This window comes from Streptomyces sp. NPDC052496, from assembly GCF_040679095.1.
Taxonomy (GTDB): Bacteria; Actinomycetota; Actinomycetes; order Streptomycetales; family Streptomycetaceae; genus Streptomyces.
Genome location: NZ_JBFAUH010000019.1, coordinates 147,376 through 165,794, shown reverse-complemented (window position 1 = coordinate 165,794; position 18,419 = coordinate 147,376). Strand labels below are relative to the sequence as shown.

Annotated in this window: 11 protein-coding genes; 8 read left to right on the top strand and 3 right to left on the bottom strand. The window is 73.2% G+C overall.

What is annotated here, in order from left to right:
• Nucleotides 1-36: 36 nt before the first annotated feature.
• Nucleotides 37-1,485, bottom strand: a complete 1,449-nt coding sequence (locus tag AB0L45_RS25150; RefSeq protein WP_365843629.1) for a CehA/McbA family metallohydrolase — start codon at nt 1,483-1,485, stop codon at nt 37-39.
• Between the two features lie 492 nt (nt 1,486-1,977).
• Between AB0L45_RS25150 and AB0L45_RS25145 the strand changes: the two genes are divergently transcribed.
• The 3 genes from AB0L45_RS25145 to AB0L45_RS25135 all read left to right on the top strand — a co-directional run bounded on the left by AB0L45_RS25145 (nt 1,978) and on the right by AB0L45_RS25135 (nt 8,599).
• Nucleotides 1,978-2,802 (top strand): LLM class F420-dependent oxidoreductase, encoded by an 825-nt coding sequence (locus AB0L45_RS25145; RefSeq protein ID WP_365843546.1) that lies wholly within the window; start codon nt 1,978-1,980, stop codon nt 2,800-2,802.
• A gap of 248 nt (nt 2,803-3,050) precedes the next feature.
• Complete coding sequence (locus tag AB0L45_RS25140) at nt 3,051-5,693, top strand: bifunctional FO biosynthesis protein CofGH (RefSeq protein ID WP_365843544.1); 2,643 nt, start codon at nt 3,051-3,053, stop codon at nt 5,691-5,693.
• Between the two features lie 83 nt (nt 5,694-5,776).
• Nucleotides 5,777-8,599 carry a tetratricopeptide repeat protein gene (locus AB0L45_RS25135; RefSeq protein WP_365843542.1) on the top strand — a complete coding sequence of 941 codons (2,823 nt, stop codon included), beginning with the start codon at nt 5,777-5,779 and terminating at the stop codon, nt 8,597-8,599.
• Nucleotides 8,600-8,602: 3 nt separating this feature from the next.
• On the opposite strand, the gene AB0L45_RS25130 is transcribed toward AB0L45_RS25135, so the two are convergent.
• Entirely contained in the window at nt 8,603-8,863 is a 261-nt protein-coding gene (locus AB0L45_RS25130) for a hypothetical protein (protein WP_365843540.1), read from the bottom strand.
• 219 nt (nt 8,864-9,082) lie between these two features.
• Here AB0L45_RS25130 and AB0L45_RS25125 point away from each other — a divergent pair, with 219 nt between their 5' ends.
• The 5 genes from AB0L45_RS25125 to AB0L45_RS25105 all read left to right on the top strand — a co-directional run bounded on the left by AB0L45_RS25125 (nt 9,083) and on the right by AB0L45_RS25105 (nt 16,597).
• Nucleotides 9,083-10,204: an ADP-ribosylglycohydrolase family protein gene (locus tag AB0L45_RS25125; protein WP_365843538.1), complete on the top strand. Its 1,122-nt coding sequence runs from the start codon at nt 9,083-9,085 to the stop codon at nt 10,202-10,204.
• Between the two features lie 175 nt (nt 10,205-10,379).
• On the top strand, nt 10,380-11,363 hold the full coding sequence (locus tag AB0L45_RS25120) for an ABC transporter permease (RefSeq protein ID WP_365843536.1): 984 nt from the start codon (nt 10,380-10,382) through the stop codon (nt 11,361-11,363).
• Nucleotides 11,363-12,328 (top strand): ABC transporter permease, encoded by a 966-nt coding sequence (locus tag AB0L45_RS25115; RefSeq protein ID WP_365843534.1) that lies wholly within the window; start codon nt 11,363-11,365, stop codon nt 12,326-12,328. Before AB0L45_RS25120 ends, AB0L45_RS25115 begins: the two co-directional genes overlap by 1 nt.
• On the top strand, nt 12,325-14,823 hold the full coding sequence (locus AB0L45_RS25110; protein ID WP_365843532.1) for a dipeptide ABC transporter ATP-binding protein: 2,499 nt from the start codon (nt 12,325-12,327) through the stop codon (nt 14,821-14,823). The genes AB0L45_RS25115 and AB0L45_RS25110 overlap by 4 nt, the downstream gene beginning before the upstream one ends.
• Before the next feature lie 73 nt (nt 14,824-14,896).
• Entirely contained in the window at nt 14,897-16,597 is a 1,701-nt protein-coding gene (locus AB0L45_RS25105; protein WP_365843530.1) for an ABC transporter family substrate-binding protein, read from the top strand.
• Here AB0L45_RS25105 and AB0L45_RS25100 read toward each other — a convergent pair.
• Entirely contained in the window at nt 16,570-18,177 is a 1,608-nt protein-coding gene (locus tag AB0L45_RS25100; protein ID WP_365843528.1) for a sodium:solute symporter family protein, read from the bottom strand. The two genes, AB0L45_RS25105 and AB0L45_RS25100, sit on opposite strands and share 28 nt — an antisense overlap.
• Between the last annotated feature and the right edge of the window lie 242 nt (nt 18,178-18,419).

Here is an 18,419-nt window from a genome sequence, read left to right as displayed (position 1 = left end):
CCGTCCCTCGGTACCCGGGGCGGGCCGTCGGCCGTGTCAGCCCCGCCCCAGGAAGATGGGATTCGTCATGGCCGCCATCGGGCCCGGCACCCCCGGTGTCGTCGCCGGGTGCCGTACCTCGGCGCGTACGTAGGCGGCGTTGGCCGGGGTGGTGTGCCATGTGGTGGTTTCCGTGGCGGGGGTGGTGAAGCGTTGGCCCTGGTCGGTGAGGAGGCGGATGGTGGTGTCGGGTGGGGCGCCGGTAAGGGTGAGGCGGATGGTGACGGGGGTTGAGGGGGATACGGGGAGGCGGTCGCCGATGGTGGCGTGTTCGCCCTTCGGGCCGGTGGCGGTGAAGGTGAGGGTGAGGGCAGCGGATTCGGCGAGGTAGGTGTGGCCCGTGCGGATGCCGGTGAGGATCGCGTCGCGGGAGAGGGCGTCGGCGAGGACGACGGTCTGGGGGAGGCCGATGACGTCCGGGTCGCGGTGGGCGTCGCTGTGGCCGACGGCGGGGAGGAAGCGGCCGTGTCCTTGGGCGTGGGCGATCAGGGAGTTGTCCCAGTCGGCGATGGCCACCTCGTCGTCGAGGGTGAAGGGGCCGTTCCAGACTTCGACGGCGTCCGCGTCGGCGTAACCGAATTTCCAGTTGCAGCCGATGCAGGGGGCGTGCGGGTGGGCCGGGACGACGAGGCCGCCCGCGCGGCGGATGCGGCGGGCGAAGCGGGGGAAGGCGTCGTCGCGGGCGCGGTAGCGCCAGTCGATGAAGGTGCCGGGGTCGGTGCCCATCGCCACCACGTGGCCGTTGCGGGTGGTGACTTCCTCGCCGGTGAGGATGAGCAGGTCATCGCCCCACAGGCCGTCCCACGCGCGGTGCGAGGACGTGGTGTTGTGCTCGGTGGTGGTGAGGAAGTCCAGGCCGGCGGCGCGGGCGAGGGCGGCGATCTGGGCGGGGGTGCGCTTGCCGTCGGAGTGGACGGAATGGAGGTGGCTGTCGCCGCGATACCAGGAACGGCCGCGGCCCTTGGCGCGTTGGGGTGGGTAGACGGGTGTGCGGGGCGCGGGAGGGGGGCCGTGGTGGAGGGTGATGGTGACCTCGTAGGCGAGGCCTTGCGGGGCGACGGTGTACGGGCCGAGGGCGATGTGCCAGGTGCCGGGGTTGACGGGGCCCGGGAGATAGCCGGGCGTGGCGTCGTCGGCGCGGAGGAAGAACTCCGTACGGGCGCCGCCTGACCAGCCGCGGAAGCCGCGGCCGCCCAGGTCCGTGCCGCGTTCGTCGAAGATGCCGATGTCACAGGCGTTGCCGGCGGTGCCGGGGGGAGTGGTGGGGCGGTCGTAGGTGTAGGAGACGGCGATCTCGCGTACGCCGGCGGGGACTTCGACCGGGAGGTATACGTAGTCGGGCGCGCCGGGCGGGAGCCGGCCGGTGAGTTTGCGCGTGGTCTCACCGGTCCGGCCGCCGTCCTGGGCCGCCCCGGTGCCGTCCCCGTCGGCGGCCGCGAAGCTCACACCGTTCAACGTAAGCGCCGCGGCGGCTCCCGTCACCAGGAGCGCGCGGCGCCCGAGCGGATCGGTAGTGCCGGGTGTGTCGCTGGTGCCGATGATGTCGATGGGGTTTCTGGCGTCGGTGGCGTCGGTGGCGTCGGTGGCGTCGGTGGCGTCGGTGGCGTCGGTGGTGCCAGCGGTGCCGCTGGTGTCGCTGGTTCTGTCGTCGTCGCACATGGGCATCGCTCCCGGGTGGTCGTGGCGGATGCGGTGTACGGAGGCCTTCGTGGGCCCTCGTGGGCCACAGCGAACCTTCGTATTCAGGCGTGAACGGGCGGACAAGGGAAGGGGGCGGGGCGGAAGCACTCCCGCGTACGGGGGACGCGGCGGGTGTGGTGGCGCGGCACGTGTCGCCTGAGCCGTACGCGTCCTCCGTACCGGCCCCCGGCGCCTCATGGACGCCGGCTCTCCCCGCCGGTAGGAAGGAAGCACTGCCGACGCGGAGGTACGCCCAGTATGCGGATCTCGACCACCATCTTCCTGACCGACGAGACCGTCCGGCCCGACCGGCTGGCCCGGGAACTGGAGCAGCGCGGTTTCGCCGGGCTCTACCTTCCGGAGCACACGCACATCCCGGCGAGCCGTGACACGCCCGCCCCCATGGGTGAGCCGCTGCCGCGCGAGTACGGGCGCACCCTCGACCCGTTCGTGGCGCTGAGCCAGGCCGCCGCCGTCACCGAACGGCTGACGGTCGCCACCGCCGTCACCCTCGTCGCCCAGCACGACCCGATCGCCCTGGCCAAGCAGGTGGCCTCGCTGGACTTCCTGTCGGGCGGTCGGTTCACGCTGGGGGTCGGGTACGGCTGGAACGTGGAGGAGGCGGCCGACCACGGGGTCGAGTGGTCCACCCGGCGCGCACTCGTACGGGAGCGGATGCTGCTGATGCGCGCCCTGTGGGCGGACGAGCCGACCTCGTACGAGGGCCGGTTCGTCTCCGTACGGGCCAGCCTGGCGCACCCGAAGCCGGTCAAGGGCGCGCCGCGCACGCTGCTCGGCGGCGCGGCGGGGCCACGGCTCTTCGCGAGCATCGCGGACTACGCGGACGGGTGGCTGCCGATCGGTGCCTCGGGGCTGGCGGAGGCGTTGCCGGCGCTGCGGCAGGCGTGGTCGGAGGCGGGCCGGGACGGCGAGCCGGTGGTCGTGCCGTGCGGGGTGCGGCCGTCGGCGGGGAAGCTGGCGCGGCTGCGGGACTTGGGGCTGGAGGAGGTCGTCGTGGGGCTGCCGGCGGCGGGGGAGGCGGAGGTGCTGCGGACGCTGGACGAGTACGCGCAGTATTTGTGACGCGGGCGGTGCCGGCGAGGGTGGGGCGGCGGCTCTCGCGCGCATACGGTCACATTCGTCCCGTCCGCCCTGCCCGCCTTACGGGCGCGTCCCTCCCGTCCAGGCTGTCCGCCCCACGGCCGCACCCCTCCCCGCCCAGGCTGCCCGCCGCGCCTCCGGAGGGAACCTCCGCATGACGTGATCAGTGGCACACCGTCGCAGGCCATCCGGTCGGCGGCACGGTCGGTGGTCGCTCGTATGCTCGTTGGATGACTAGCAGCGCGCAGGTACCCGGGCAGGGGACGGATCCGGTGGCAGTCCCCGCCGACACCACCCCGCCCGTCACCGCCCCCACCGCCAACGCCATGCGCCGCGCCCTCAAGCGCGCCCGTGACGGCGTCGCGCTCGACGTCGGCGAGGCGGCGGTGCTGCTCCAGGCGCGCGGCGACGACCTGCGGGACCTGTGCGCGTCGGCGGCCCGGGTGCGCGACGCGGGGCTGGCGGCCGCCGGGCGGCCGGGTGTCATCACGTACTCCAAAAGCGTGTTCATCCCGCTCACCCGCCTGTGCCGCGACAAGTGCCACTACTGCACGTTCGTGACCGTCCCCGGCAAGCTGCGCCGCGCCGGTCACGGCATGTTCATGTCCCCCGACGAGGTGCTGGACATCGCCCGCCGCGGCGCCGAACTGGGCTGCAAGGAAGCCCTGATCACGCTCGGCGACAAGCCGGAGGAGCGCTGGCCCGAGGCGCGTGAGTGGCTGGAGGCCGAGGGGTACGACTCCACGATCGCGTACGTCCGCTCCATCGCCATCCGCATCCTGGAGGAGACGGGGCTGCTGCCCCACCTGAACCCGGGCGTGCTGTCCTGGACGGACTTCCAGACCCTCAAGCCGGTCGCCCCGTCGATGGGCATGATGCTGGAGACCACCGCCGAGCGCCTGTGGAGCGAGCCCGGCAACCCGCACTACGGCTCCCCCGACAAGGAGCCGGCCGTCCGGCTGCGCGTCCTGGAGGACGCCGGGCGCTCCAACGTGCCGTTCACCAGCGGCCTGCTCATCGGCATCGGTGAGACGTACGAGGAGCGCGCCGAGTCGCTGTTCGCGCTCCGCAAGGTGCAGCGGGCGTACCACGGCATCCAGGAAGTCATCGTCCAGAACTTCCGCGCCAAGCCGGACACGGCCATGCGCGGGATGCCGGACGCCGAGCTGGAGGACCTGGCCGCCACCGTCGCCGTCGCCCGGCACATCCTGGGCCCGGCCGGCTGCATCCAGGCGCCGCCCAACCTGGTCGACTCCGAGTACGCGCTGCTCATCGACGCGGGCATCGACGACTGGGGCGGCGTCTCCCCGGTGACGCCCGACCACGTCAACCCCGAGCGGCCGTGGCCCCGGATCGAGGAGCTGGCCGAGAAGTCCGCCGCCGCGGGCTTCGAGCTGCGCGAGCGGCTGGCCGTCTACCCGGAGTACGTACAGCGTGGCGAGCCCTGGCTCGACCCGCGCCTGCTGCCGCACGTACGGGCGCTGGCCGACCCGGAGACCGGCCTGGCCCGCCCGGACGCCGTGGTCGAGGGCCGCCCCTGGCAGGAGCCCGACGAGGGCTTCTCGATGAGTTCAGCGGGCCGTACGGACCTGCACCGCACCATCGACACGGACGGCCGCACCGCCGACCGGCGTGACGACTTCGACGAGGTGTACGGCGACTGGGACGCGCTGCGCGAGGCCGCCGCCCCCGGTATGGCGCCCGAGCGCATCGACACCGACGTCCGCGCCGCCCTGGCGCAGGCCGCCGACGACCCGACCAAGCTCAGCGACGACCAGGCGCTCGCCCTGCTGCACGCCGACGGCCCGGCACTCGACGCGCTCTGCGGCATCGCCGACGACCTGCGCCGCGCCACGGTCGGCGACGACGTCACGTACATCGTCACCCGCAACATCAACTTCACCAACGTCTGCTACACCGGCTGCCGGTTCTGCGCCTTCGCCCAGCGCCGCACGGACGCCGACGCGTACACCCTCTCCCTCTCCCAGGTCGCCGACCGCGCCCAGCAGGCGTGGGACGTGGGCGCGGTCGAGGTCTGCATGCAGGGCGGCATCCACCCCGACCTGCCCGGCACGGCCTACTTCGACATCGCCCGCGCCGTCAAGGAACGCGTGCCCGGGATGCACGTCCACGCCTTCTCGCCCATGGAGGTCGTCAACGGCGCGTCACGCACCGGCCTGTCCATCCGCGAGTGGCTGAGCGAGGCCAAGGCCGCCGGCCTGGACACCATCCCCGGTACCGCCGCCGAGATCCTCGACGACGAGGTCCGCTGGGTGCTGACCAAGGGCAAACTGCCCACCGCCACCTGGATCGAGGTCATCAAGACCGCCCACGAGCTGGGCATCCGCTCGTCCTCGACGATGATGTACGGCCACGTGGACCAGCCCCGGCACTGGCTCGGCCACCTCCGCCTGCTCGCCGGGATCCAGCAGGAGACCGGCGGCTTCACCGAGTTCGTGACCCTGCCGTTCATCCACACCAACGCGCCCGTCTACCTGGCCGGCATCGCCCGCCCCGGCCCGACCACCCGCGACAACCGCGCCGTGACCGCCATGGCCCGCGTCCTGCTGCACCCGCACATCCCCAACATCCAGACCAGCTGGGTCAAGCTCGGCACGGAAGGCGCCGCCGAGATGCTCCGCTCCGGGGCCAACGACCTCGGCGGCACGCTGATGGAGGAGACCATCTCGCGCATGGCGGGCTCCAGTTACGGCTCGTACCGCTCCATCCAGGACCTGATCGCCATCGCGGACGCCGCGGGCCGCCCGTCGCGCGCCCGTACGACGACGTACGGCCCGGTGCCGGCGGAGCGCGAGGCGGCGGCGCTGGCCTCGGACGGGCACCTGCCGGAGCTGCTGCCGGTGGTGGAGTAGCGGGGCGGGGCCGGGCGCGGCCGTCTCCCGCTACGGTTACGCCCGGAAGCCCGCCGGGGGAGCGCGGGCCCGGGAGGTGAGCGGTGGACCGCAGGCGGCTCTCGCGCCAGGAACTGATCCGCGCCCGGCGCGGGGACGGCTTCGTCGGCAGGGAAGGGGAGCTGACCGCGTTCCGGGCCAACCTCCACCGCGACCCGGCCGACCCGGACTTCCGCTTCCTGCACCACCTGCACGGCCAGGGCGGCGTCGGAAAGACCTCCCTGGTGCAGCGGTTCGAGCAGCTGGCACGCGACCGGGGCGCGCTGACCGTGTACGTCGACGAGTCGGCGCACAGCGTCCCGGACGCGATGGCCGCGATCAGCGCCCGCCTGGGCCGCCAGGGCAGCCCGCTGAAGGCCTTCGACAAGCTGCTGGCCACCTACCGGGAGCGGCGGCACGAGGCGGAGGCGGTGCTCGCTGGGCCGGACGAGCCGGGCGGCGAGCCGCCGCCCTCACCCGGCAGCATGGTCATCGCCAGGGCGGGCGTGGCGGGCCTGGGCCTGATCCCGGGCGTCGGACCCTTCGCCGGCGCGCTGGACACCACCCACGTCGCCCGCGGCGCCGAACGGCTGCGCGGCCGGCTCGGCGCCCGGCTGCGCAGCCACGACGACGTCCAGCTGGTCCTGTCCCCGGTCGAGGTGCTGACCCCGGTCTTCGTACGGGAACTGGGCGACGCCGCCGACGCCGTGCCCCTGCTGGTGCTCTTCTTCGACACGTACGAGGCGACCGGGCCGCTCCTGGACACCTGGCTGCGCGACGTCCTCTTCAGCGACCGCTACGGGCTGCTGGCGCAGAACGTCGTGGTCGTCCTGGCGGGGCGCGACGCGCTGGACCGCACCTGCTGGGCCGACCACCTCGACCATGTCACGGACGTACCGCTGGACGCCTTCACGGAGGCGGAGGCGCGGCAGTTCCTGTCGGCCAAGGACATCACCGACCCCGGCACCGTCGACGCCATCCTGCGGCTCTCCGGCGGCCTGCCGGTACTCGTCTCCACCCTCGCCGGGAGCCGGCCCGGCGCCGCGGACGCCGTCGACGATCCCAGTGACACGGCCGTCGAGCGCTTCCTGAAGTGGGAGACCGACCCGGTACGGCGGGAGGCCGCGCTGGCCGCCGCCCTGCCGTGCCACCTGGACGAGGACGTGTACCGGGAGGCGGTCGGCGCGGAGGCCGCCGGCCACTTCGGCTGGCTGTGCGCGCTGCCGTTCGTGACCGGGCGCGGCGGCCGGTGGCAGTACCACGAGGTGGTCCGTTCGGCGATGCTGCGCCTCCAGCGCCGCCGCTCGCCGCGCGCGTGGGCCGAACGGCACGGGCGGCTGGCGGAGGCGGCGCGGCGGTGGAGGCAGGAGTACGCGGGGGACCGGGGCGCGGGCGGGTGCCGCAGGGACGAGCGGTGGCGGGAACTGCGGCTGGGGGAGATCTACCACGGGCTGTGCGCCGATCCGCGGGGGTTCCTGCCCGAGGCGCTGTCCGAGGTGACGGCCACCGCCGAGCACGAGCCGTCCGCCGTACGCCTGGTCGCGGAGACCGTACGGAAGGCGGGGGAGGACGCGGACGCGCCGGAGGTACGCGACTGGGGCACGCGGCTGACGGCGGCCCTCGACGGGGCGGACGGGCTGGTCGCGGTGCTGACGGCCCTGCTGGCCCGGCCCGGCCTCGACCTGCCGGAACAGGTAGGGATCCACCGCCTGCGCGGCCGCGAGCACCGCAAGGCCGAGTCCTGGCAGCAGGCCCTCGCGGACTTCGACCGGTGCCTGGAGCTGGCGCCGGACGATGTGCGGGGGCTCGTCGGGCGGGGGCTGACGTACCGGTACCAGCGGGAGTTCCTGAGCGCGGCCATGGACTTCCTCCGCGCCCGCACCCGCGAACCCGGCATGGTGTCCGCCGCCTTCCAGTTCGCCGAGGTCATGCGCCTGATGGGGTGGCACGAGGGCGCGCTGGCCGCCTTCGACCGAACGCTGGAACTGGACCCGCGGCACGCGCCGGCGCACGGCAGCCGCGCCGTCTGCCTGCGCCGCCTGGGACGGTGCGAGGAGGCCCTGGCGGGCCTGGCGCGCGCCATCGAGCTGCGGCCCGGATACGCCTGGGCGATGGCCGAACGGGGCATGGCCTACTGGACGATGGGCCGGTACGCCGAGGCGTTCGCGGAGTTCGACCGGGCACTGGCCCACAACCCGCGGTACGGGTGGGCGTACGGGGCCAGAGGCAGCCTCCGCCTCGTGACGGGCCGGCTCGACGCCGCCCTGGCGGATCTCGACACGGCCGTCGGCCATGGGACGGCGACCGAATGGACCTTCGCCCGTCGCGCCACGGCCCACCTCCTGCGGGGAGCGGAAGCCGCGGCACTCGCCGACTGCGACCGGGCCCTCGCCGCCGACGGGGACGGGCCACCGGCCTTCCTCCTGGCCATGAAGGCCGGCTGTCTGCGCCGCGCCCACCGGCCGGACGCGGCGCGGGAAGCCGTCGAGGCGGCCGCGGGCCTGGCGCCGGAACGGCCGGTGGTCCGGTACGAGGCCGCGATGCTCGCGAGCGCCGACGCGGGCGTACGGGGCGCGGCGTCCGCCTGGGAGGCGCTGCGGACCGCGACCGAGGAGAGCCGGCCGCCGGGGAGCAGTGACCCCGCGGGGGAGGCCAGGGCCGCCGTCGTCAGCAGGTGCGCGCTCGGCGACTGGGACGGCGCGTGTACATCGGTCGCCGGGCTGCTGGGTGACGGGACGGCGTGGGAGCACGTGGCCGATGTGGAGTTCGGCGTACGGGACCTGACGGCGACCTGGCCGGAACGGGACGCGTCGGCCGGCGGCCGGCTGGAGGCGGTCCGTCACCTGCTCCTGCGCCGCATGGACGAAGCGGCCGCCGCCGGCCGCTGACCCTCACCCGTCCCCCGACTCCGCCTCCGCCTCGTGCTGGAGGATGCACTGCTGCCACTGCGCCAGTGCTTCCGCACGGTCGCCGCCGGTGTCCTCGGCGGCGGAGATGAGCGCGTCGGCGGCCATCGCGGCCAGCCGGACGGTGACCTGGCACACGTCGCGCTGGGAGAGCGGACGGAGGAGTTCCACGGCACCGTCGCTGTCACCGGCCAGGGCACAGGCCACGGCGGCCATGGCGGTGCGGTCCCACTCGAAGTCGGGCATGGCGGAAGCATTCCCCCGGCGCGCCGGTCGTATGGCCTCGGTACGCAGGGGGCACGACTGTGCTGATCGGGACCGTCGTGATCAAAAGCCTCCTCCGGGGTGACTGTTCGCATAGCGTTCCTTGCCCGAAGCTGACTGTTCTTGGTCGATTACAGTGCTGCGGCAGGGGGAGAGTAAGGGCCCCGTAAGGGAAGTGGTGGGCCACGGGGAGGGACGAGAGTGAGCACAGCGGCAGGCGGCACGGCCATCTGGGGCCGGGCCGAACAGCAGGACTTCCGCAGCCGGGTACGCGGCTGTCTGCTGGGCGGGGCGATCGGCGACGCGCTCGGCGCCGGCATCGAGTTCAGCTCGCTGGACGCGATCCGCGAGGCGCACGGCCAGGACGGCGTGACGGACTACGTACCCGCCTTCGGACGGCGCGGCACGGTCACCGACGACACCCAGATGACCCTGTTCACCGTCGACGGCCTGATCCGGGCCCAGGTGCGGCGCGACACCGGCGCCTGGCACCCGCCCACCGACGTGCACCGCGCGTACCTGCGCTGGGCCGCCACCCAGCGCGACTGGGGCCCCGACGAGCGCAGGAAGGACGACGGCTGGCTGGCGCGCGAGGAGTGGCTGTACGCGCAGCGGGCGCCCGGCCGGGCCTGCCTGTCCGGGCTCGGTGACGAGGTCATGGGCACGCTGGAGAAGCCCAAGAACCCCGACTCCAAGGGCTGCGGCGCGGTGATGCGCTCCGCGCCGTTCGGGCTGCTGGTCGGCTGGGAGCCGCAGCTGGTCTTCCAGCTCGCCGTCGAGTGCGCCGCCCAGACGCACGGCCACCCCACCGGGTACCTCGCGGCCGGCGCCCTGGCGGTGATCACCCACTCGCTGGCCCGGGGCGAGGACCTGGACGGCGCCGTACAGAAGTCCCTGGCCCACCTGGCCGCCCGGCCGGGCCACGAGGAGACCAGCGAGGCGCTCAAGCAGGCGCTGGGCGCCGTACGGCAGGGCACGCCCACAGCAGCCCGGGTGGAGTCACTGGGCGAGGGCTGGACCGCCGAGGAGGCCCTGGCGATCGGTGTGTACTGCGCGCTGGTCGCCGAGGACGTCCGGCACGGGCTGCTGCTGGCGGTCAACCACGGCGGGGACAGCGACTCGACCGGCGCCGTCTGCGGCAACCTCCTGGGCACCCTGCACGGCGAGACCGCGCTGCCGCCCGTGTGGCTGGCCGAGGTGGAGGGCCGGGCGACGATCCTCCAGCTCGCCGACGACTTCGCCATGGAGATGACACAGGGGCCCGCGCTGCACGGGCCGGGGCACTCGGCGCCGGGGTGGCTGGAGCGGTATCCGCGGGCGTGACGGCCGGGGCCGGACCGACCCCTCGCTCGCCCGGTGAACTCCCGCACCCCTCACCGCCGTTCGCTTCGTCCCGCTTTAGGGGAGTCCCGGTCGACAAACCCGCCCCCCGCATGCGAGAACAGCCCAGGGGGCCGCGGACGGTCCGTGCCGGAAGCGTACGAGGGGGAGAGACAGCATGGGCCGCTACCTGCTGCGCAGGCTCGCCGGTCACCTGGTCCTGGTGATCGTGGCGGCGTCCCTGACGTACGTCCTCGCCGGCCTGAGCCTGAACCCGCGCGCCCGCTTCGAGAACCGCAACCCGCCGCTGCCCGAGGCCGCCGTCACCCGCACCCTCGACGACGTCAACATGAACCCGGACACCCCCGTGGTGACCCGCTTCACACGCTGGGCCGGTGACCTCGTCGGCCACGGCGACCTCGGCCGCACCGTCTCCGGCGACTCGCTCAACGACGACTTCGGCCGCCGGGTCGGCGTCAGCACCCGGCTGCTGCTCCTGGCCACGTTCGCCGGCTCGGTCCTCGGCGTCGCCGTCGGCGCGTACGGAGCGATCCGCCAGTACCGGATCTCCGACCGCTTCTCCACCCTCGCGTCATTCTTCGTGCTGGCGATGCCGGTGTTCGTGATCGGCGTCGCGCTGAAGATCGGTGCCACCGCCCTCAACGACGGTACGCAAACGCTCAAGGTGCTCGGGGAGTACGACGCGCAGTACGCCGGCCGATGGGATCCCGCCGCCCTCCTCAACCGCGCCCAGCACATGCTGCTGCCCGCCCTGACCCTCATCATCGTGCAGGTCGCGCTCTACAGCCGCTACCAGCGCAACACCATGCTGGACGTGCTCGGCGCCGACTTCCTGCGCACCGCCCGCGCCAAAGGCCTGCGCCGCCGCACCGCGCTGTTACGGCACGGGCTGCGCACGGCCGTCCTGCCGGTCGTGCCGCTGCTGGTCTACAACATCGTGCTGCTCTTCGCCGGTGCCACCTTCGTCGAGAAGACCTTCGGCTGGCACGGCATGGGCGAACTGCTCGTCGACGCGGTCGCCGGGCAGGACGTCAACGCGGTCGCCGCGGTCGGCGTGTTCACGGCCGTACTGGTGCTGGCCGCCGGGCTGCTCTCGGACCTCCTGTACGCGGCCCTCGACCCCCGCGTACGGGTGCGGTGATGGCAGCCCCGAAGCGCGGCCGTACGCCGCGGGACCGCCCCACCGCCCGGCCCGCCTCGCGCACCCGCCTCACCGCCCGCCGCTTCGCGCGCAACCGGCTCGCGGTGGCGGGCCTGGCGATGCTCGTCCTGCTCTTCCTCGCCGCGTACGCGGGCCCGCTCCTCACCCCCTGGGACCACCGCACCCACGACTTCCTCAACTTCCTCTCCGGGCCGTCCGCCGAGCACTGGTGGGGCACCACCCAAAGCGGCCTGGACCTGTACGCGCTGACCCTGCGCGGGCTCCAGAAGTCCCTGGTCATCGGCCTCCTCGTGGGCGTGCTGTCGACCTTCCTGTCGGCCGTCGTGGGCGCCTTCGCCGGATACTTCGGCGGCTGGACCGACCGCGCGCTGACCGGGTTCGTCGACCTGCTGCTGGTGATGCCCGCGTTCCTGGTCGTCGCCGTCCTGTCGCCGCTGGTCCGCGGCTCCGGCTGGCCGGTCTTCGTCGTCCTGCTGGCCGCCTTCAGCTGGATGGTCACCGGGCGGGTGGTCCGCAGCGTGACGCTCACGCTCAAGGAACGCGAGTACGTCAAGGCCGCCCGCTACATGGGGGTTCCGGGGCCGGTGATCGTCTTCCGGCACATCCTGCCCAACATGGCCTCGCTGCTGATCATCGAGGCGGTGATCCAGGCCGGCGCCGCGGTCATCGGGGAGAGCGGACTGTCGTACTTCGGCTTCGGGGTCCAGCCGCCGGACGTGTCGCTCGGCACGATCATCGCCGACCACACCAACATGGCCGCGAGCTACCCGTGGCTGTTCTTCTTCCCCGCCGGGTGCCTGGTGCTCATCGGCGTCTCCCTCGCCTTCATCGGCGACGGGCTGCGGGACGCGCTGGACCCCGGCGCCGTGGGGGCACAGGCCCGCGCCAAGGGCCGTGCGAAGCGCGGCCACCGCGCCACCGCCACGGAGGGCCGCCGCCCGTGACCGGACCCCGCACCACCACCCCGGACGCGCCGCCCGCCGCCCGCCCCGCCCTCCAGGTGACCGACCTGCACGTCACCTTCCCCGGCGAGGACGGCCCGGTGCACGCCGTACGCGGTCTGAGCTACGCCGTACGGCCCGGAGAGGTGCTCGGCATCGTCGGCGAGTCCGGCTCGGGCAAGTCGGCTGCCGCGCAGGCCGTCCTCGGGCTGCTGCCGGACGGCGCCGAGGTACGGGGCTCCGTCCAACTGGACGGCCGCGAACTGCTCGGCCTCGACGACGCCGCGCTGTCCGGCATCCGCGGCAACGGCATCAGCATGGTCTTCCAGGATCCGCTGTCCGCCCTCACCCCCGTCTACAGCATCGGCAGCCAGCTCGTCGAAGCGCTCCGCGTCCACCAGGACATCAGCCGCAAGGCCGCACGGGCCCGCGCCGTCGAACTCCTGGCCCTGGTCGGCATCCCCGACCCGCACCGCCGCGCGGACGCCTTCCCGCACGAGTTCTCCGGCGGGATGCGGCAGCGCGCGGTGATCGCCATGGCCATCGCCAACGACCCGCGGGTCATCGTCGCGGACGAGCCGACGACCGCGCTGGACGTCACCATCCAGGCCCAGATCCTGGACGTCCTGCGCACCGCCCGGGAGGTGACCGGCGCCGCGGTCGTCCTGATCACCCACGACCTGGGGGTGGTCGCCGGGTTCGCGGACCGGGTGCAGGTCATGTACGCGGGACGGCCGGTGGAGTCCGGGACGGTCGACGAGATCTACTACCGGCCCCGGATGCCGTACACGATCGGCCTGCTGGGCGCCACGCCCCGGCTGGACGCTCCTACGGGCGAGCCGCTCGTACCCGTACACGGCACCCCGCCGTCCCTGGCGTCCCTGCCTCCCGGCTGCCCGTTCGCACCGCGCTGCCCGGTAGCCGTAACCCCCTGCCACACAACGGAACCCGCCCCGTCCCGGGCCGCGACCACCGCGCACACCGCCGCCTGCCACCGCAGCGGGGAGATCGCGACGGGGGCGGTGCCGCGGGCGGGGATGTTTGGTGGGGCCGGGGCGGGGGCGGGGGCGGGGGTGGGAGTGGGAGCGGGGGAGGGGGCCTCGGGGTCGGCGGGGGTGCTCCTGGGGACGGACCTGGGAACGTCCCTGGGAACGGACCCGGAATTGCAACCGGACCCGGAGTCGCACCCGGACCCGGAATTGCACCCGGACCCGGAGTCGCACCCGGACCCGGAGTCGCACCCGGACCCGGAGTCGCACCCGGACCCGGAGTCGCACCCGGCCCCGGGCCCGGAGCCGCACCCGGACCCGGAGCCGCACCCAGCCCCGCAACCGGCCCCGGAACCACAACCGGAACCGGACCCACCGCATACGCATCGCGCGCCTACGAGGCCGAATCGAACGGCCACGTCCCCCCAGCTGGGGGTTACCCAGGGGCGGCGGCCACGAAGCGTGCCGCCTCCCGTCCTCGAAGTCGACGGTCTCGTCAAGCACTTCCCGGTCACCCGGGGCACCTTCGTCAAGCGGACCGTGGGCACCGTACGGGCCGTGGACGGCATCAGTCTCACCGTACGGGAGGGCGAGACGGTCGCCCTGGTCGGTGAGTCGGGGTGCGGCAAGACCACCACCCTGATGGAGATCATGGACCTGGCGGCCGGGCAGGCGGGCACCGTCCGCCTCTTCGGCCGGGACGTACGGGACCTGGACCGCGCCGCGCGCCGCGGCCTGCGCCGGGACCTCCAGATCGTCTTCCAGGACCCGACGGCCGCGCTGGACCCGCGGATGCCGGCCGGCGACATCCTCGCCGAGCCGCTGCGTACCCACCGCCGGCCCCGGGACCGGATCGCCGCCCGCGTCACCGCCCTGCTGGAGACGGTCGGGCTGTCGGCCGCGGACGCCGGCCGGTACCCGCGCGAGTTCAGCGGCGGCCAGCGCCAGCGCATCGCCATCGCGCGCGCCCTGGCGCTGGAGCCGCGGCTGCTGGTGCTGGACGAGCCGGTCTCCGCGCTCGACGTGTCCGTACAGGCCGGCGTGCTGAACCTGCTGGACGAGCTGAAGGCCCGGCTGGGGCTCAGCTACCTGCTCGTCGCCCACGACCTGTCCGTCGTGCGGCACAGCGCCGACCGGGTCGCGGTCATGTACCTGGGCCGCATCGTGGAGTCGGGGGACACGGCGGACGTGTTCGCGGCGCCGTCGCACCCGTACACGCGGGCCCTGCTGTCCGCCGTACCGCTGCCCGACCCGCGCAAGGAACGGGCCCGGGCGCGGAACCGCATCCTGCTGAGCGGCGACCTGCCCAGTCCGCTGGACGTGCCGTCCGGCTGCCGGTTCCGCGGCCGCTGTCCGCTGTACGCGACGCTCGGCCCGCCGGAGCAGCGCCGCTGCCGGGACGAGGACCCGGCGCCGCGCCCCGTCGCGCCCCGCCACCAGGCGGCCTGCCACTACGCGTCGGCCGACCCGTACGCCGCAGCCGCCCCGGCCTCGCCCGGAGGAGGCTGAAGAACACCTCCCGCACCGCGCCCGCCCTGTGTTTACGTCAGTCAGCCCAGTCGAGAAAGGGATCGTCTCCGCAATGAAGCACTCCAGAGTTCCGCTCGCCCTCGTCGCCACCGTAGCGGTGTCCGCACTGGCACTGACCGCGTGCGGCGGGTCGGACGACGAGGGCGGTGGCGGCAAGCCGGAACAGGCGCCGAAGACCACCGCACTGGACATCAACAGGACCGACCCCGCGCAGCTCACCCAGGGCGGCACGCTGAACTGGGCGATCGACCAGTTCCCGGTGCAGTTCAACGAAATGGAGACGGACGGCAACCAGGCCGCCACCAACGCCGTGGTCGAGGCCGTGCTGCCGTCGCTGTGGCACTCGGCGCCCGACGGCGAGCAGGTGCCCAACAAGGCGTTCCTGCTCGACGCCGCCAGCCGTACGGAGGGCGGCAAGCAGATCGTCACGTACCACCTGAACCCCAAGGCCAAGTGGTCCGACGGCACCCCCATCACCTACCGGGACCTGGAGGCCAACGTCCGGGCGCTGAGCAGCAAGGACCCGGCGTTCAAGGTCGGCGCGCCGGCCGGGTACGAGGACGTGTCGTCCGTCCGCAGGGGCAAGGACGACCACGAGGCCGTGCTGACCTTCGACAAGCCGTACGCGGACTGGCGCGCGCTGTTCGGCGCGCCGAACAACACCCCGCTCTACCCGGCGAAGTACATGGCCGACGCCAAGAGCTTCACCACCGGATACCTCAACGCGATCCCGGTCACCGCCAACGCGTACAAGCTCGGCGGCATCGACAAGACCGCGCAGACCGTCACCCTGGTGCCCGACCCCGCCTGGTGGGGCGAGAAGCCGAAACTCGACAAGATTGTCTTCCATGCGATGACGACCGAGTCGATGCCCGGCGCCTACGCCAACGGCGAGATCGACTACTTCGACCTGAACGCCGGTGTCGCCGCCTTCAAGCAGGCCTCGGCCGTGAAGTCGGGCGAGATCCGCGAGGCCGGTGGCCCCAATTACCGGCACCTGACGTTCAACGGCCGCAGCCCCAAGCTCAGCGACCCGAAGGTGCGCAAGGCGCTGTTCACGGCCACCGACCGCGAGACGCTCGTGAAGTCCAGCGTCAAAGGCCTCAACTGGGCCGCCAAGCCGCTCGACAACCACTTCCTGATGCCCAACCAGAAGGGCTACCGGAACAACTCCGGCGACCTCGGCACGTACGACCAGAAGGCCGCCGGCCGCATGCTGGACGAGGCCGGGTGGAAGCTGGACGGCGGCAAGGTCCGCAAGAAGGGCGGCGAGGAGCTCAAGCTGCGGTTCCTGATCCCCACCGGCCAGCCCGCCGCCAAGAACGAGGCCACCATCCTCACCCAGATGTGGGCCCAGGTCGGCGTCCGGCTGGACATCCGGACGGTGCCGGTCAACGAGTTCTTCGACAAGTACGTGACGCCGGGCGACTTCGACGTGGCGCCCTACAGCTACTCCCGTACGCCGTTCCCCGCGACCGGCTCCAGCAACACCTACCGCCGCGACGGCGGCGGCAACGACTCCAAGACCGGCAGCGCCAAACTGGACGACCTGCTGGACAAGGCCGGCCGCAGCCCCGACCAGGCCGCCGCCCTGGCGGCCGTCAACGCGGCCGACGCGGAGGCGTGGCAGGTCGCGGGCGTGCTGCCCACCTACCAGCTCCCCGAGATCACCGCGGCCAAGAAGAACCTGGCCAACCTCGGCGCGCAGGGCATGGCCGACATCGTCTACGAGCGGATCGGGTACACGAAGTAGCCCGCGGGGGCGGCACCCGCGCCACCGGTGCCGCCGCCGTCACCGGCCCCGTCCTCGCTCCCGCCCCCGTCCTCGCTCCCGGCCCCGTCCTCGTCGTCACCGGAGTTGATTCGGGCCAGCACCGCGTCCCGCTCCGGAGTGTCCTCCGGGCGCACGAAGCCGATCAGGACGTACAGCACCAGCGAGGTGGCCACCGGCGCGACGATCTGGAGCTGGAGCTGGACGCCGGACAGCCCGTCATGGGTGAGCCAGAAGGCGAACAGCCCGGCCGCCCAGGACACCAGCGCCGCCGTCGGCCCCGACCTGCGGAACCGCGGCACCATGCCCAGCAGGAACGGGATGGAGACCGGACCCACCAGCCCGGCCACCCACGTGATGACGACGGTGATGATGTCCTCGAACGTCGGCGAGTTCACCTGGGTGGCGACGGCCATCGACAGGGCCAGGAACGCGACGGTGGACAGCCGCGCCGCCAGCAGCCCCGCCCGGTGCGACCAGCCGCGGGCCCGCGCGCCCAGCTTCGGCAGCGCGGGCGCGATGTCGCGGGTGAAGACGGCGGAGATGGCGTTGGCGTCTGAGGAGCACATGGCCATCGTGTGCGAGAAGAACCCGACGATGACCAGGCCCAGCAGGCCGTGCGGCAGCAGGCGTTCGGTGAGCAGCGCGTACGCGTCGGACGCGTCCGGCCTCTCGGCCCTGACCAGCAGCGGCGCCACCCACATCGGGAAGAAGAGCACCGCGGGCCACACGAACCACAGGGCCGCGGACAGCCGCGCCGAGCGCCGCGCCTCGCGTGCGTTGCGGGTGGCCATGTAGCGCTGCGCCTGGTTCCACATCCCGCCGCTGTACTCGAAGGTCTTGATGAACAGGTACGCGAGCAGGAACGTCAGCGTGTACGGGCCGGCCGTCGGCCGCGCATGACCGTCCGGCAGCCGGTCCCACACCGTCCACAGCGCGCTGACGCCGCCCAGCTCGGCCAGCACGGTCACCAGCATCGCCACGCCCGCCAGCAGCTGGATGACGAACTGGCCCAGTTCGGTGAGCGCGTCCGCCCACAGGCCGCCGACCGTGCAGTAGACGCCGGTGACCACCCCGGTGATCAGGATGCCCTGGTGGAGGGAGAGGCCGGTGAACACCGACAGCAGGGTCGCGATCGCCGCCCACTTGGCCCCCACGTCCACGATCTTCAGCAGGACGCCGGACCAGGCGAGGGCCTGCTGGGTGGGCAGGTTGTAGCGGCTCTTGAGGTACTCCAGCGGGGACGCGACGCGCAGCCGCGAGCGCAGCCGGTTCAGCCGCCCGGCGAAGAGGCGCGCCCCGACGGCGATACCGACCGCGATGGGGAAGGACCAGGTGACGTACGAGGTGACGCCGTACTGGTAGGCGATGCCCGCGTACCCGGTGAACATCACCGCGCTGTAACCCGACATGTGGTGCGAGATGCCGGACAGCCACCACGGCATCCGGCCCCCGGCGGTGAAGAAGTCGCTCACGTCGTCCACACGCTTGTGGGACCACACGCCGATCGCGACCATCACGCCGAAGTAGCCGATGAGCACGGTCCAGTCGAGACTGTTCATGTGCCCCTCCAGGGGTCCGCCTTGTGAACGGGGAGACACGTGGCCGTACGTTCCGCGGGGCGGCGCCCCCGTGCGGGAGCGGGGACTTCGGGGATTGAACCGTTCTTGGCGTGGGGTGGTCAAGGGTGCGGGTGGTCAAGGATGTGAACTGGTGGCAGGGGAGCGAACGGATATGTGTTCTCACCCGGAGGGGACGGGAAGGGGCGGGAGGGGACGGAGAGGGGGAGGGGGCTGGCAGCGCC